The organism is Bacillus sp. JJ864 (genome assembly GCF_036963045.1).
GTDB classification, from domain to species: Bacteria; Bacillota; Bacilli; order Bacillales; family Bacillaceae_G; genus Bacillus_A; species Bacillus_A pseudomycoides_C.
On record NZ_JBALLY010000158.1, the window covers coordinates 1 to 14,774 of the forward strand.

The following is a 14,774-nucleotide window of genomic DNA, read 5'->3' on the forward strand; positions in this document are numbered from 1 at the left end:
GTCACATGGAAGCGATCTACACATGGAATCTGCTCATCACCAGCAACTTCATAAAATTCAATCGCATGGCCCGTAATCGTTTTATTCCCTTGCTTTTTATGACCAAGTTGACGCTTTATACAATACGTTTTTTCTTTTAATTGAAATAATAATTCAACGCTAGTATATACGTTATCATCAGCAAATTGACTACGAAGCATATTCGTATCATTACGTTCTTCTCCGCTCGCTTCTCCGTACAATGCGTAACAAATCGCATCAAAAATCGTTGTTTTTCCCGCACCTGTATTTCCAGAAATCGCAAAGATTCGATGTTCGCCTAGTTCTTCAAAATCAATCGTTTCTTTTTGTTTATATGGACCAAACGCTGTCATAATAAGTTTGATAGGTCTCATGCTCTCTCCCCCTCTCGTTCATGAACTGTTTTTAATACTTCTAAGAAGAGACGTTCTTTTTCTTCTGATAACTCCGTCCCTTTCATTTCTTTATAAAAAGCTTTCACAAGAGAAAGATCATCCATTTTATGGCGTGAAGTGACTGCAATGTTTTCATTTGCTAATTCTTTTCTTTGGATAACACGCTCTACGTGCATTGCATTCGGATATACAGAACGAATCTTTTCCATCGGTTGCAATACAGGATTTTCATCTAATAATTTTACAAATACATAGTCTTCGGAAACAGGGTGTTGCAGCAATTCATCAATTTTTGCCTCTACCGTTCTCATTTTACGCTTTGGTGTTAATGATCGTTTTTCAAGTGTTACTTGTCCTACTTCGTTTAATTCAACAATGTAATACCCTTTTTTATGATGCTCTTCTGAAATAGAATAAGCGAGCGGCGAACCTGCATAGCGAATTGTTTCATTTCGTACGTAATGTGCCTGGTGCAGATGGCCAAGCGCTGTGTAATGAAAAGCGTCAAAATAATGACTGTTTACATATTCTGCTCCGCCGATAGATAATGGTCTTTCAGCATCACTTGTATTTTCTTCTTCTTCCCCTGATGAAGTTACAAAAGCATGTCCAACAAAGACATGACGCACCTCTTTATCCATACTTTCTGATAACTCATTCATAAAAATACGCATTGCATCGTCATGACTACGAATGTCCTCATTTTTCATAACATGACGAACAATGCTCGGATCGACATATGGAACTAAATGAAAATGTACTTCTCCATATTCATCATGCATAACAACTGGCTCATATGGATATTGAAATTGTCCGACAATGTGTAAGCCTTGCTTCTTCATTAAACTACTTCCAAAATGAATACGGTCTGGACTATCATGATTTCCCGCAATCGCTAGTACTGGTGTTTGTAATTCAATTACAATTTTTTGTAATGTTTCATTTAATAAATCTACCGCCTCTGTCGGAGGGATGGCACGATCGTATAAGTCTCCTGCAATTATGACAGCATCTGGTTTTTCTTCTTTGACTGCTTGTATAAATTGTTCTAAAACATAGCGCTGATCTTCTGTCATATAAACACCATGTACAAGCTTTCCTAAATGCCAATCGGCTGTATGAAAAAATTTCATCTTTCCCTTCCTTTCTCTTCTATTAATTCACAGATTGAAGTGAAATAAGTTGATATAAAAGCGTCGTTCTTCCCTCTGCCCATTCCACTTTCTTGACAACGGCACTTCCAACAAGCTCTTGTCTTGTTTTATACACCGGCAATATTTCATCCACTACAAATAAATGATATCCTTCTAACGTTAATTGAAATATATTATCTTCTGTATGTAATCGTTTCTCGGTTTCATTTACAATAATCTTTGTATGCATTTCAAACTTCATGCAAAAACACCCCTTTTTTATGTCTCTATTTTAACATATTTCCAAAAGAATTCCTCTTCCTCAAGGAATGAGAAGGGTGAAACCCCAATGAGTAGAGAGGGGATAAATTTTGGTTGGCGTAAGCCAAAGGATTGAAAAAGGAATTTCCTCAAAGCAGATAGAATGTATGTAAAGAATGCTTTTGGTCTCAAAGTTATTGTTTGCTGGCTGTGGGCGGTGCACCATTAGAAATGCTAAAAACACATCGAAACACAAGGATAAAACGAATGGGAGGTGACGACAATGTTGTTGAATCAAAAATATGAAATCTTTCCAACAGAAGCACAAAAAGAAGTGTTAGACCGTTGGCTACAATATTGTCGTCAAACCTACAACTCTGCCTTGCTAGACAAAGAACGGAAATATAAACAAAACAAAGAGAATTACGATCGTTATGATATGCAAAGACAACTTACATTGGATAAGAAGACGTATCCTTTTCTAAAAGAAATACCTTCTCAGCCTTTGCAAGAAGTTTTTGCGCGTCTGAAAAAAGCGTTTGATCATTTCTTTCGTAAAGATGCAAAGTATCCAAAACAGAAAAAGTATAAAGATTACAATAGTATGACGTTTCCGCAATTTGGATTCAAGCCAAACGGAAAGCATCGCTATGCCCTGTCTTTCTCTGATAATGGTAAGTTATACAATAAAAAGTTGGGAGAAATAGAGATCTTAATTCATAGACCACTCGAAGGAACAATCAAGCAAATAATCCTCAAACGTCAAGGGAAAAGGTGGTACGCTATTTTCAGTGTCGAAAGACAAGTGGTACCGTCTGATATCGATACCAATCGTGCGGTAGGAATTGACGTTGGATTATATAAGTATACCGTTCTTTCTAATGGTTTAGAATATGAAAATCCTAGATTTCTCCGCGAAAAAGAAAAGCAACTAAAGAAAGCACAACGAAAACTTTCTAAGAAGAAAAAAGGCTCTGTTAACTTCATAAAACAGGCCGAGCGTGTTCGCAAGCTACATGAAAAGGTAGCGAACCAGCGCAGAGATTTTCTTCATAAACTCAGTTACAATCTAGCGAAAGAGTATTCCGTTATCGTTGTAGAAAATTTGAACATTCGTAACATGGTTAAAAATAGAAAGTTATCGAAGTCTATTTCTGATGCGGGATGGGGAATGTTTCGAAACATGCTTGCTTACAAATGCGAAAATCATGGCGGTATACTGATCAAAGTAGAACCAAAGTATACTTCACAAGACTGTTCTGTTTGCGGGAATCGTGTGAAGAAATCTCTCTCTATTCGTACCCATATTTGTACAAAGTGCGGAACAGTATTGGATAGAGACTATAACGCGAGCCGAAACATCTTACAAAAAGGATTAGAAGAATTGCTTGCCATAAACTAGAGTCTACAAACTGTAGGGCAAGGTTATGTCCGAACAGTATAATTTACGCCTGTGGAGACTGTGTAAGACGCAGTGGGACACCCCACTATGCAACGGTCTATGAAACAGGAAGCCCCTTCTTCAATCAGACTGTAGGTGGATAAGGAGGGGTTATTCACTAGATGTAGGTAAAATACTTCTGTATGATCTCTTTCTTTTATATAATATAAAAAAGGGAGAGAACTGCTATATGAATAAATGGTTATTATTACTGTTGTTATTGCCGCCAGTATATGTTGTTTATATATCATACTGCATGAAGAAAATTGCTAATGAGAAAGTAAGTCATACAGCACCTTATGTTTTAATTTTAGGTGCAAAATTATTTGGCGATAAACCATCGTTATCACTACAAAATCGATTAGATGTAGCGCTAGGCTATTTACATTCGCATCCAAAAGTAAAAGTAGTTGTATCTGGCGGACAAGGAGACGATGAAGATATTTCAGAGGCTCTTAGTATGAGTCGATATTTAATGGAAAACGGTATTGGAAAAGAAAGAATTTTACTTGAAGATCGTTCTACAAGTACATATGAAAATCTAAAGCTTTCTAAGGAGCTATATGATGTGAAGCATGCGATTGTAGTAAGTAACACCTATCATTTATACCGGACGAAAATCATAGCAGACCGCTTAGGTATGAAGATGGAAGCACTTGCTGCACCAACGCCAAAGCGTTCGCGAAAAAAGGCATATATACGTGAGTATGCGGCGATCATAAAGACAATTTTAAAAGATTATTAGAGCTCAAAATAGAGCTCTTTTTATTTTGAAAAGACAAATCATTTGAAAATAGCTCAAATTTCCTTGAAAATAGAGGAAAGAATGAAAAAGGAGTTGTGTATGTGATTCGATTTGAACACGTTTCAAAAACGTTTGATGATAAAATAAAGGCCGTAGATTCCTTGCAGCTAGAGATTCGTAAAGGAGAATTTTTTGTTTTGATTGGCCCGAGTGGATGCGGAAAGACAACGACGATGAAAATGATTAATAGATTAATTGAAACAACAGAAGGTTCAATTTTTATTGATGGGAAGAACATCCGGGATTATAACATTCATGAATTACGATGGGATATTGGGTATGTTTTGCAACAAATTGCGCTTTTTCCGCATATGACAATTGCAGAAAACATTGCGGTTGTACCAGAAATGCGCAAATGGAGTAAAGCGAAAATCGAAAAGCGTGTTGATGAGTTATTAGAAATGGTTGGTTTAGATCCGCATATATATAGGGAACGTATGCCAGATGAATTATCTGGCGGTCAAAAGCAGCGCGTTGGTGTTGTGCGGGCACTTGCTGCCAATCCGAAAATTGTTTTAATGGATGAACCGTTTAGTGCGCTTGACCCTTTAAGCCGTGAGCAGCTGCAGCGTGATTTAGTAGACTTGCAAAAAAAGATTCAAAAAACAATTGTTTTCGTAACTCATGATATGCAAGAAGCGCTAGCGCTTGGTGATCGTATTTGTATAATGAAAGATGGAAAAGTTATCCAACTTGATACGCCAGAAGTCATTTTACAAAATCCTGCAAATACATTTGTAGAAGAGTTTATTGGGAGACCACGATTATCTTGGTATGATCAAAGAAAAGTAGAAGATATAGTATCAATATTAGCGCAAGAAGGAAAACAAGGTGATGGTCATCCACTTTCGACTGAAGTGGCTCTGCATGATGCTTTGCTTCGTTTAGAACACGAAAAAGAAATACCAATCGAAGAAAACGGTACATATATCGGTACATTAACAAGTCAGCATATCGTTCAATACATAGTAGAGCAAATGAAAGTGAGGGCATAGAAAGTGACAACCTTTGTACAAACGATGCAAGAGCGTAAACAAGAACTGTTAAGTGCCCTTTTGGAACATTTGCAAATTTCGTTGATTGCTTTATTTTTTGCAATTCTTATCGCAGTACCGCTTGGAATTTTATTAACAAGAAAAGAGCGTATTGCGGAATGGGTAATTGGTACTTCTGCTGTGATGCAAACGATTCCGTCTTTGGCGCTTCTTGGGTTATTAATTCCGTTAGTTGGTATCGGGAAGGTCCCAGTTATAATTGCGCTTGTGATTTATGCATTGCTTCCTATTTTAAGAAATACATACACAGGGATTCGTGAACTAGATCCATCGCTTATTGAGGCAGCAAAAGCGATGGGGATGAATAATTGGAGACGTTTATGGAAGGTAGAAATACCACTTGCTTGGCCTATTATTATGGCAGGAATTCGGACGGCAATGGTACTAATTGTTGGTACAGCGACATTGGCTGCTTTAATTGGAGCAGGAGGGTTAGGAAAGCTTATTCTGCTTGGAATTGATCGGAATGACCATGCTCTTATTTTGTTAGGTGCTATTCCAGCTGCATTATTAGCATTATTTTTTGATGGTGTGCTGCGCATGACCCTGCGTGTAAGACGTTCACCAAGGCGAACAATTGTTGCAATTGCCGTTATAGTTGGAATCATCATCGCACCATTTCTTTGGAGTACTCAAAAGAAAGATATTATAATTGCTGGCAAGCTTGGTTCAGAACCAGAAATTTTAATTCAGATGTATAAACAGTTAATCGAACAGGATACCGATTTAAAAGTAGAGGTAAAACCAGGATTCGGAAAAACATCTTTTGTATTTGAAGCGTTAAAATCTAAAGAAATCGATATTTATCCAGAATTTTCAGGAACGGCTTTATCGACTTTCGTAAAGGAAACGCCAAAAAGTACAGATCGTCAAGAAGTATATGAGCAGACACGAAATGGAATGGAGCAGAAATTTAATATGAAGCTGTTAAAACCAATGCAGTATAACAACACTTACGCATTAGCAGTACCAAAACAAATAGCGCAGCAGTATAACATCAAAACAATTTCTGATTTGAAAAATGTTTCTTCTAATATGAAAGCGGGATTTACACTTGAATTTGGAGATCGTGAAGATGGATATAAAGGAATACAAACACTATATCATATACAGTTTCCTAATTTAAAAACTATGGAACCGAAGCTGCGTTATAGCGCCATTCAATCTGGCGATGTGAATCTCATTGATGCCTATTCAACAGACAGTGAATTACAGCAATACGGTCTGCAAGTACTAGAAGATGATAAAGGGCTGTTTCCACCATATCAAGGAGCACCATTATTACGGGAAGAAACGTTAAAGAAATACCCAGAAATTGAAAAAACATTAAATAAACTTGCAGGGAAAATTACTGACGAAGAAATGCGTAAAATGAATTATGAAGTGAACGTAGAAGGGAAAAAAGCAGAGAAGGTAGCAAGAGAGTTTTTACAAAAAGAAGGATTATTAAAATAGAATTCATTTACAAATACATAAAAAAAGGCCGTTTATATAAAAAAAACGCCCTTTTTTTATGCATACTTATACTTTTTTTCGAAAAAGTATTCCATTTTTGCTCGTTTTCTTTTAGAATAGGTAATGTTTTTCTGAAAGAATATAAAGTGAAACAGTTCGTTATTTTCGAGGTACGTATTTTATATATAAATAACTCATAATATGAATGCCTGGTAGAACGGAATGAGCACATCAAGAAATTGCAGACGGGGTGATACCAATAGAAAAGAAATTAGGATTTTTTCCATTAATCGCACTTGTAGTAGGAACAATGGTTGGAGGCGGTGTATTTAGTTTACCGCACGATTTAGCAGCAGGGGCAAACAGCGGTGCTACCTTAATTGGTTGGTGTATTACAGCATTAGGAATGATACCGCTTGCTCTTGTATATCAATCATTGGCACAGCGGAAGCCAGAACTTGAAGGTGGTATTTATAGTTATGCACGCGCTGGTTTTGGAGAATACATTGGATTTAACAGCGCATGGGGATATTGGATTGCTGGAATATTAGGTAACGTTGCAACGATTATGTTGCTATTTAACTCGTTAGCATACTTTTTTCCGATTTTTAAAGGTGGTAATACTGTTCCGGCTATCGTCGGTGCATCAGTGTTATTGTGGACGCTTCATTTTCTTATTTTACTTGGCATTCGCGAAGCTTCGATTATGAATTTTATTGCGACAATCGGCAAACTTGTCCCAATTTTATTATTTATTGTCATTATGGTAACGGCATTTCGCTGGGATACATTTACACATGACTTCTGGGGAAAAGGCCAGGTTTCAGTATCTTCTGTACTTGGACAAGTTAAAAATACGATGCTTGTTACGCTTTGGGTATTTATTGGCGTAGAAGGAGCTGTCGTTTTATCAGGGCGAGCAAAACGTAGCCGTGATGTCGGAAAAGCAACTGTATTTGGTTTACTGTTAGTAATGGGCGTTTATATTCTAATTTCAGTTTTATCGCTAGGAGCGATGCCACGAGAGGAATTAGCAGCACTTGAAACGCCGTCAATGGGACATGTATTAGAACATGTTGTCGGTTCATGGGGAGCATTGGTTATTAACATAGGATTAATTGCGTCTCTTATTGGTACATTAATTGGTTGGTTTTTACTTGTTTCGGAAATTTCTCACGTTGCTGGAAAAGACGCTGTGTTTCCGAAGGTATTTACAAAAACGAACAAAAATCATACGCCGCATGCAGCGTTGTGGATTTCAAATTGTGTTGCCCAAACATTATTTATTATTGTGTTATTTTCAGAATCAACATATCAGATCATGTATTTTATTGCATCAACATCAATTTTACTCCCATATGTATTTTCAGCACTATATCAGTTAAAATTAGTGATTACAGAAGCATATGAAGGAAACAGATGGAAAGATGGGATACTTGCTCTAATGGCAGCTACATATGGCGTTTGGCTTGTGTATGCAGCTGGATTGAAAAATTTATTACTTGTTTCTTTAGTATATGGCATCGGTCTAATTGTTTATGTTGCTGCAAGAAAAGAGCAAGGAAATCGCTGCTTTACTCGCGTTGAACAGTATGTAATGATTATTATCTTACTAGCAGCAGTTACTTCTATTTATATGTTAGCTTCTGGAAAAATCGGGATGTAAATATATCAATATACAAAAAAGGATTTATGCGAAAGTGTGAGCATAGATCCTTTTTTAATGCGGGATAAAGTATTTTGTGTGTTAATTTTTAAAGCGTTAGCAGGGATTTCTAGTAATGAGCAGAATATTTAATGTAAAAGGTATGTAGGAGGGGATTGTTATGGAAGAACAGGAAAAATTAGTGCGAATTGTAGAGTTAGCAATAGACGTCCGAAAATTATTAGTGCAAGAATCGTTCTTTAATCGACATCCCGAACTACGTGGAGCGGTAGAAAATTTAGCATGTTCTGTAGAAGTTTTAACTAATATGCAAATACACGAAGATAAGAATGCAGAAGATACATTACGTTATGTCCTAACGAAAATGAAGATTGCTCACAACGCAATTTCTCAAGAAAAAGAAGGATTTCATTCAACCTGACAATAAGTGTCAGGTTTTTTGTTTCTAGTTTGCTTTTATTACTCATACAATGATAAAAGCATCGGGAAAAGAAGGTGAGCAAGATGAAATTAGAGAAACCTCTTCATCCAAGCTTTGTAAAGAGATTGCAGCATATGCGTTTTGTCGGGAAATTCGCAGAAAAGCAGAAGAAAGAATCATTTTTTGTCGTTTGTCTCTCACCAATCCCTAACATAATCGAGGCAGCTTTTGGAGATGGTTGTTATATCTTTGAGGGTTTATATAAAAATAAACAAAATGAAAAATTTTTTGCGAGTATAAAAGAAGGAAATCGAGAAAAACAGTTGTTGTTATTTCGACTTTCTTATACAAGTGGCAATTTATATGCAGAACTAATACGTTGTGAGGAACGAGACATAGCAAATTCCTATAAAATGATCCCTTCGCCTAAACTATCAGTCTTAAAGGAAAGAGAAGTATTTGAAAGAAAGCTTGGGAAAGGATATGTTTCATTTCTAGTACCAAAATTCCCGCATGATCTTGGTGTGCCAGAGTTGTTATGGTATGAAGGACGGATATATGGAAATGTAACTTTAAAGCCTTCTATTAGTGCCATTGCATATCGAGAGCAGGGAAGGGTTGTTCGTTACCTTGATATTGATGATTGGATGCAGTATGTCGATATGAATGTTGAGAATAGCTTATTTTTTGTTCGAACAGAAGTATATGAACAATTAGAAAAACAAATAAAAGAGAACGGAAAAATAATTGAAATTATCGATACAAGCAAACAAGAAAAAGAAAAGGAATGGAATGAACGTGAATATTCTTTTATACAGTATGTGAAGCAAATTCTCGCAGAAAAAGAATTATATATTGATGAAAGCGATATTTACAATTTTCATATTTGTGTAAAGACAAATTTATTAACAATAGTAGGTGGTATGCCTGGAATTGGGAAATCACAGTTTGTGCAAGCTTATGCGGAAGCACTTGGATTAGCATTTGGGAAAGAGTTCATTTGGGTTCCAGTCTCACCATCCTATCAAGAACCGCATGATGTGCTAGGTTATCTCCATTCAAACGGAACATATATGGAAAGTGAAACAAAACTTGTTCGAACTCTTGTAGAAGCAGCTGAAAATCCAAATCAATTATATATAATTGCATTTGATGAAATGAACTTGTCATATATTGAACATTGGTTTACGCCTTTTTTATCACTCCTACAGTTGGAGCGGAAAAATCGTATTTTATCTTTGTATGCAGCGGGAAATGGAAAAGAGCAAGATGTGCCATCACAAATAGAAATTGGTGATAATGTCATTTTTGTTGGTACAGTTAATTTTGATGAAACAACAAAAGAGTTATCCGACCGTTTATTGGATCGTGTGAATGTTGTATTCCTTCAAAAAATTCCATTTTGTGAGATGAGTATGATCGAGAGAAAAGTGCTACCTCGTCCGTTTGCATTTTCTGTTCCAGCTCTAGAATTTCGAATGAACTGGGTTCATCACAAGGCAATGCTTAGTGTGTTTACAGAAGAAGAAGTGGAGTTATTAGATAAAATGCATCAGCTGTTATTTCTTCACGATGCGTCCAAAGGGATCTCTTTTCGCGTTGCCTCAGCAATTGCATATTATTTACAAAATATACCGTGTGATGAAGGGGGAACTTTATTAATAAGCCGTGAAGAAGCATTTGACTTACAAATAAAACAACGTATTCTAACGAAGTTACGTGGTACAGAAGCTACAATAGGGACATTGCTTCGGGAAGAGGGGAAAAAAGAAGTGTCTCTTGTACAATTATTACAAACATCACTTGCAAATCGTGTATCAACTTTTGAACACTCGCTGTTGTATATGAAGCAAAAACGGCGGGAGTTGGAGTTATACGGTTATGTTAAATGAAAGCAAGTATGAGACAGAAATTATAGAAACAGGAGAGAAGCTTCCGTTTGTATTGAAAGTTATAGTAGGGGCAGAAGAGAAGGGAGAACATATAGTATTAAATAAACTTTGCACTTCACCCGTTACGATTTCGTCGTGTGTGTACAAAGTACAAGAATTAAAACCGCTTCGGCTACATATACAATCACAATATCCAATAAAGATTACGTTTATTTGGAATAAAGTATATGAAGGACAAAAGCAACATATGGAATGGAAATATGAACTGCATGAAAAACAACGTACTATTTTACTGTATGAGCATGGAAAAACGGATTATTTATATCCATGGCGCTGTGGTGTATATCATTTTGAAGTGCAGATTGGAGAAGAGTTGTTTTACGGCGCATTTCATATCGTTCCGAAAAATTTTTTTGATGATCAATTAGAATTAATTCAGCAATATGTAAAGTCTGTGCTAAGTGGGATCATTTTAGATCGAGGATATTATAAAAAGACATTTGTTACATTTGCAGATATTGAAGATTATTCATATATGCGTATGCTCCGGATGTTGCCGCAAAAAATGAAAAAAATAAAGCAGTTATATTATGAAGTGCAGCAAAAAGTAAATTTTGAAGATGAGTATATATGGGAAATGCGGGAGAGAAAGCAGGGAAGAAAAAGCACTATTATGCGCGAGAAAAAACTGTATGAAAAGTGGTATAATCGCCGTTTTGCAGAGAAAAAGCATGATAAAGTGAATGGCTATGTAAAATATAAAACGAAGTTGTTTTATAATCAGCTATTAGAAATTGATTTATTTTTGCGCGAAACGATTCAGAAATTAGAGAGGGCACAGCAAACGCGAAGAGACGAGAAAAAAGCAGTGCATACGATTTTACAAACGATTGAGCGAAATGGTTCTGTGACGGAGCGAGACAAACAAAAATATCGTAACATTAATTTGTTAAAAGACACAGACTTACGCAAAATGGCTATGAAAATTCAAGAATATAAGGTGCTTTATACAATTTTGCAAAGTACACTAACGGATTTTTCAAGCCTTTTATATACGCCGTTTTGGAGAGAGGTTCGGGAAGAAATTACACTTACAACACATTCGTTGCCTCCTGTATACCATCAATTATTACATCAGCTTGAATTTTCACCATATCGTAATGAATTAGAACCATCATTTTTATTTGTTTATAAGCCGACATTTTTAATTTATGAGTATTATGCCTACTTTACTGTTGTGGCAATTCTACAAGAACTTGGTTTTAACGATTACATGTCAATTGCAGAGCAAATTCAATCGTATTTTTATTTAGATGGTTTACAAGATGGTACAACAATTGTGTTGGAGGACGAAGATTTGCAGTTGCATGTAGTATTTAATGATTTAATTGAAACGCATCCGCTTATTGCGCTCAGTAAACAGAGTCATTTTTATAATGGAGAGGATACAAAAAAACCAGATATCCGTATTGATTGTTATAAACGAGGGGAAACTGCCTATGAATATCAATCATCTATTATAGTTGAAGTAAAATATAGTCCGATGTATAACATTTTTCAACCAGTTGGAAATACGAAAGCAACTGAGCAGATGTATAAATATTGGTCAATTAAATATGTAGAAGAGCAAAATGGAAAACGCTTATTTCACCGCCGTGCAATTTATGAAGTTATATGTGTATATCCAGGTAGTAATATGCATGCTAAAAAAATTGAAGTAGGTTGCGGTGTATTTTTACAATTGTATCCGTATAAAACAAAAAAAGGCGAAGAGAGGGTAGCGGGAAAAAAAGAACTAATAAATATTTTGCAGCACTGGTTAGCAGGGATAAAGAAATAACGCTGCACCTTAACCCGTATTAATAGGTAGAAGTACCTTTCAAGAAGTGGGGATAATTGCGCGCTTTCCATCAGTGAGGAATCAAGAAAATCCGCCCTGATGGAGGTTTCATATTTTTTCTTGTGTTTTTCAGGTTTTGAGATAAGGAGAACATTTTCAAAATGTAATAATTTTTTTGTGAATATTGCCATGGTTTTTTGAGGCTTTTTTTTAAATATAAAAGTAATACAGGAATCATGATTTATTTATAGAAATTATAAATTGGAAAAATAGTTTTTCTTGCATAGCAAGTTTCCTTTTTATATGATAGATAGTGAAAGCGCTAACAAAAAGTAAAGGGTGATAGGAAAGGCGGGGAAGTATGTTCCAACGTGTTCAAACAAAGGAAGAACATTTTTGGTTCGAGCAATTATGGGGAGATTTTTGTGAAGAACGAAACATAATGTTTGTAGAACGAAATTTAACACCTTCAAGATTTTTATTGATAGAAGATAATCATTATATCGGAACTGTTGAATGCATACAATATACAACACCTGAACAATCAAATTCCGAGTTTTTTTATCCGTTTTCTGAAAATGAATATATAAAAGGATTAAAAAACGTATACGAAATTGGAAAATTAAGTATTGCGAAAACATCTCGCGGTCGTGGACAATTTAAGCAACTTGCGACGATTTTATTTATACATGCATTAGAAGTAAAAACAGAGTGGTATATTGCAGTTGTAACAAAGCGTATGTATATGTACTTACGTTCATTAGGATTCCCGATAGAGCCTATCGATGATGCATTTGCTGTTAATGATGAACTACAAGGTGTACCAGTTTGTATTCATGTTATGAAAGGATTGACGCATATGTATTCTTTGAAAGAATTTCGTGATGTAATTCAAGGAAATGCACATGCGCAAACATTGATTAAAGAAAGCAGTAAAAATATTATGTTAACAAGATGAATGTTGTCACAAAATTGCATCATTCCATGTGATTATCATCACATCTTTCAATAGCGATTTGTATTACGCTTACACTATAAAGATTGCTAGAGAGGGGATGGGAATGATGTTTTGTCATCAATGTGAACAAACGCCTACCGGGGGATGTAAAATTATCGGAGTTTGTGGAAAAGATGAAACCATTGCAAGCTTACAAGATATTATCGTCTTTGCTTTAAAAGGAATTGCTGCATATCGTACTCATGCAGCGCAGCTTGGATACACAGACCCATTTGTAGATGCAGTTACGCATGAAGCGTTATATATGACGTTAACAAATTCAAACTTTAATGAACAAGAACATTTAGATATGGCAATGAAAGTCGGAAAAGCCGCGATTCGCGTGATGGAATTACTTGATAAGGCACATACTGATCATTTCGGAGTGCCAGAACCAGTACAAATTACACAAAATCGTGCTTATGGAAAAGCAATTGTTGTTACAGGACATAATTTATTTGCGCTAGAAGAGTTATTAAAGCAAACAGAAGGAACAGGTATCAATATTTATACACATTCTGAAATGCTGCCAGCACATGGTTATCCCCAGTTGAAAAAATATGTGCATTTAAAGGGGAATATCGGAAAGGCTTGGTATGATCAGCGCCGTTTATTCGAAAAATTTTCAGGAGCTATACTAGCAACGACAAATTGTGTGATGCCAATTAAAGGAACATATGCAAATCGCTTCTTTTCCTATGATATTGCAGGGTTAGAGGGAGTACGCAAAATTGAAAATAATGATTTTACATCGCTTATTGAAACGGCGTTGGAACTTCCAGATGTCCAAATGGAATCAGAAGAACAGTTAACAACGGGATTTCACCATGAAACCGTATTATCGCTTGCACCAGAAATTATTGATGCGGTGAAAGGTGGTAAAATCCAACGTTTCTTCGTCATTGCTGGTTGTGATGCACCTGGAAAAGGTGGAGAATATTATCGGGAATTAGCTACATCCTTACCACCAGAAACAGTTATTCTAACGACGTCTTGCGGGAAATTCCGCTTTAATGACGTAGATTATGGCGTTGTGCCAGGAACGAATATACCGCGTTATATTGATCTCGGTCAATGTAATAATTCGATTTCAACAGTGAAAATTGCAGCCGCCTTAGCGGAAGCATTTCAATGTGAAGTGAATGAGCTACCAGTCAGCATTGTATTGTCTTGGTTTGAGCAAAAGGCTGTAGCTATTTTACTCGGATTATTTAGTCTTGGTATTCAAGATATTCGTATCGGTCCGAAAGCACCAGAGTTTATATCACCAGGTGTACTACAGGTGTTACAGGACGCATTTCGTTTACAACTCATTACAACAGCAGAAGAAGATATGAAAGCGATGTTATCATAATGAAAAAGGTGATGTTCAATGAACATCACCTTTTTCAT

13 protein-coding genes are annotated in these 14,774 nt (G+C 36.0%); 10 read left to right on the top strand and 3 right to left on the bottom strand.

Annotated features, from left to right (window positions below; all coding sequences use genetic code 11):
- The 3 genes from V7024_RS20885 to V7024_RS20895 all read right to left on the bottom strand — a co-directional run.
- The coding region (locus V7024_RS20885; protein WP_335523468.1) for an AAA family ATPase at positions 1-395 on the bottom strand (395 nt) is incomplete at its 3' end.
- Positions 392-1,549: an exonuclease SbcCD subunit D gene (locus V7024_RS20890; RefSeq protein WP_335523470.1), complete on the bottom strand. Its 1,158-nt coding sequence runs from the start codon at positions 1,547-1,549 to the stop codon at positions 392-394. The genes V7024_RS20890 and V7024_RS20885, both read right to left, overlap by 4 nt.
- 22 nt (positions 1,550-1,571) lie before the next feature.
- Positions 1,572-1,811 (bottom strand): DUF2584 family protein, encoded by a 240-nt coding sequence (locus V7024_RS20895; protein WP_335523472.1) that lies wholly within the window; start codon positions 1,809-1,811, stop codon positions 1,572-1,574.
- Between the two features lie 282 nt (positions 1,812-2,093).
- On the opposite strand from V7024_RS20895, the gene V7024_RS20900 reads away from it, so the two are divergent.
- The 10 genes from V7024_RS20900 to hcp all read left to right on the top strand — a co-directional run bounded on the left by V7024_RS20900 (position 2,094) and on the right by hcp (position 14,736).
- Complete coding sequence (locus V7024_RS20900; protein WP_335523474.1) at positions 2,094-3,212, top strand: RNA-guided endonuclease InsQ/TnpB family protein; 1,119 nt, start codon at positions 2,094-2,096, stop codon at positions 3,210-3,212.
- A 229-nt stretch (positions 3,213-3,441) separates the two neighbouring features.
- Positions 3,442-3,996 carry a YdcF family protein gene (locus V7024_RS20905; RefSeq protein WP_335523476.1) on the top strand — a complete coding sequence of 185 codons (555 nt, stop codon included), beginning with the start codon at positions 3,442-3,444 and terminating at the stop codon, positions 3,994-3,996.
- 101 nt (positions 3,997-4,097) lie between these two features.
- A complete protein-coding gene (locus tag V7024_RS20910) occupies positions 4,098-5,051 on the top strand; it encodes an ABC transporter ATP-binding protein (RefSeq protein ID WP_335523478.1) in 954 nt (317 codons plus the stop codon).
- Positions 5,052-5,054: 3 nt separating this feature from the next.
- A complete protein-coding gene (locus tag V7024_RS20915; RefSeq protein ID WP_335523480.1) occupies positions 5,055-6,566 on the top strand; it encodes an ABC transporter permease/substrate-binding protein in 1,512 nt (503 codons plus the stop codon).
- 238 nt (positions 6,567-6,804) lie between these two features.
- Positions 6,805-8,232, top strand: coding sequence for an arginine-ornithine antiporter (gene arcD / locus V7024_RS20920; RefSeq protein WP_335523493.1), 1,428 nt, complete (start codon positions 6,805-6,807; stop codon positions 8,230-8,232).
- A gap of 160 nt (positions 8,233-8,392) precedes the next feature.
- Positions 8,393-8,653 (top strand): LemA domain protein, encoded by a 261-nt coding sequence (locus tag V7024_RS20925; RefSeq protein WP_335523483.1) that lies wholly within the window; start codon positions 8,393-8,395, stop codon positions 8,651-8,653.
- 83 nt (positions 8,654-8,736) lie between these two features.
- On the top strand, positions 8,737-10,545 hold the full coding sequence (locus V7024_RS20930) for a hypothetical protein (RefSeq protein ID WP_335523485.1): 1,809 nt from the start codon (positions 8,737-8,739) through the stop codon (positions 10,543-10,545).
- On the top strand, positions 10,535-12,385 hold the full coding sequence (locus V7024_RS20935; protein WP_335523486.1) for a hypothetical protein: 1,851 nt from the start codon (positions 10,535-10,537) through the stop codon (positions 12,383-12,385). The genes V7024_RS20930 and V7024_RS20935 overlap by 11 nt, the downstream gene beginning before the upstream one ends.
- Positions 12,386-12,746: 361 nt before the next feature.
- A complete protein-coding gene (locus V7024_RS20940; protein WP_335523489.1) occupies positions 12,747-13,343 on the top strand; it encodes a hypothetical protein in 597 nt (198 codons plus the stop codon).
- Between the two features lie 106 nt (positions 13,344-13,449).
- Complete coding sequence (gene hcp / locus V7024_RS20945) at positions 13,450-14,736, top strand: hydroxylamine reductase (RefSeq protein ID WP_335523492.1); 1,287 nt, start codon at positions 13,450-13,452, stop codon at positions 14,734-14,736.
- The last annotated feature ends 38 nt before the right edge of the window (positions 14,737-14,774 follow it).

Excerpts from the sequence above, each read along its gene's own strand:
- V7024_RS20890 (WP_335523470.1), bottom strand. The coding sequence starts at position 1,549 with ATGAAATTTTTTCATACAGCCGATTGGCATTTAGGAAAGCTTGTACAT.
- V7024_RS20895 (WP_335523472.1), bottom strand. The coding sequence starts at position 1,811 with ATGAAGTTTGAAATGCATACAAAGATTATTGTAAATGAAACCGAGAAA.
- V7024_RS20900 (WP_335523474.1), top strand. The coding sequence starts at position 2,094 with ATGTTGTTGAATCAAAAATATGAAATCTTTCCAACAGAAGCACAAAAA.
- V7024_RS20905 (WP_335523476.1), top strand. The coding sequence starts at position 3,442 with ATGAATAAATGGTTATTATTACTGTTGTTATTGCCGCCAGTATATGTT.
- V7024_RS20925 (WP_335523483.1), top strand. The coding sequence starts at position 8,393 with ATGGAAGAACAGGAAAAATTAGTGCGAATTGTAGAGTTAGCAATAGAC.
- V7024_RS20930 (WP_335523485.1), top strand. The coding sequence starts at position 8,737 with ATGAAATTAGAGAAACCTCTTCATCCAAGCTTTGTAAAGAGATTGCAG.
- V7024_RS20935 (WP_335523486.1), top strand. The coding sequence starts at position 10,535 with ATGTTAAATGAAAGCAAGTATGAGACAGAAATTATAGAAACAGGAGAG.
- V7024_RS20940 (WP_335523489.1), top strand. The coding sequence starts at position 12,747 with ATGTTCCAACGTGTTCAAACAAAGGAAGAACATTTTTGGTTCGAGCAA.
- hcp (WP_335523492.1), top strand. The coding sequence starts at position 13,450 with ATGTTTTGTCATCAATGTGAACAAACGCCTACCGGGGGATGTAAAATT.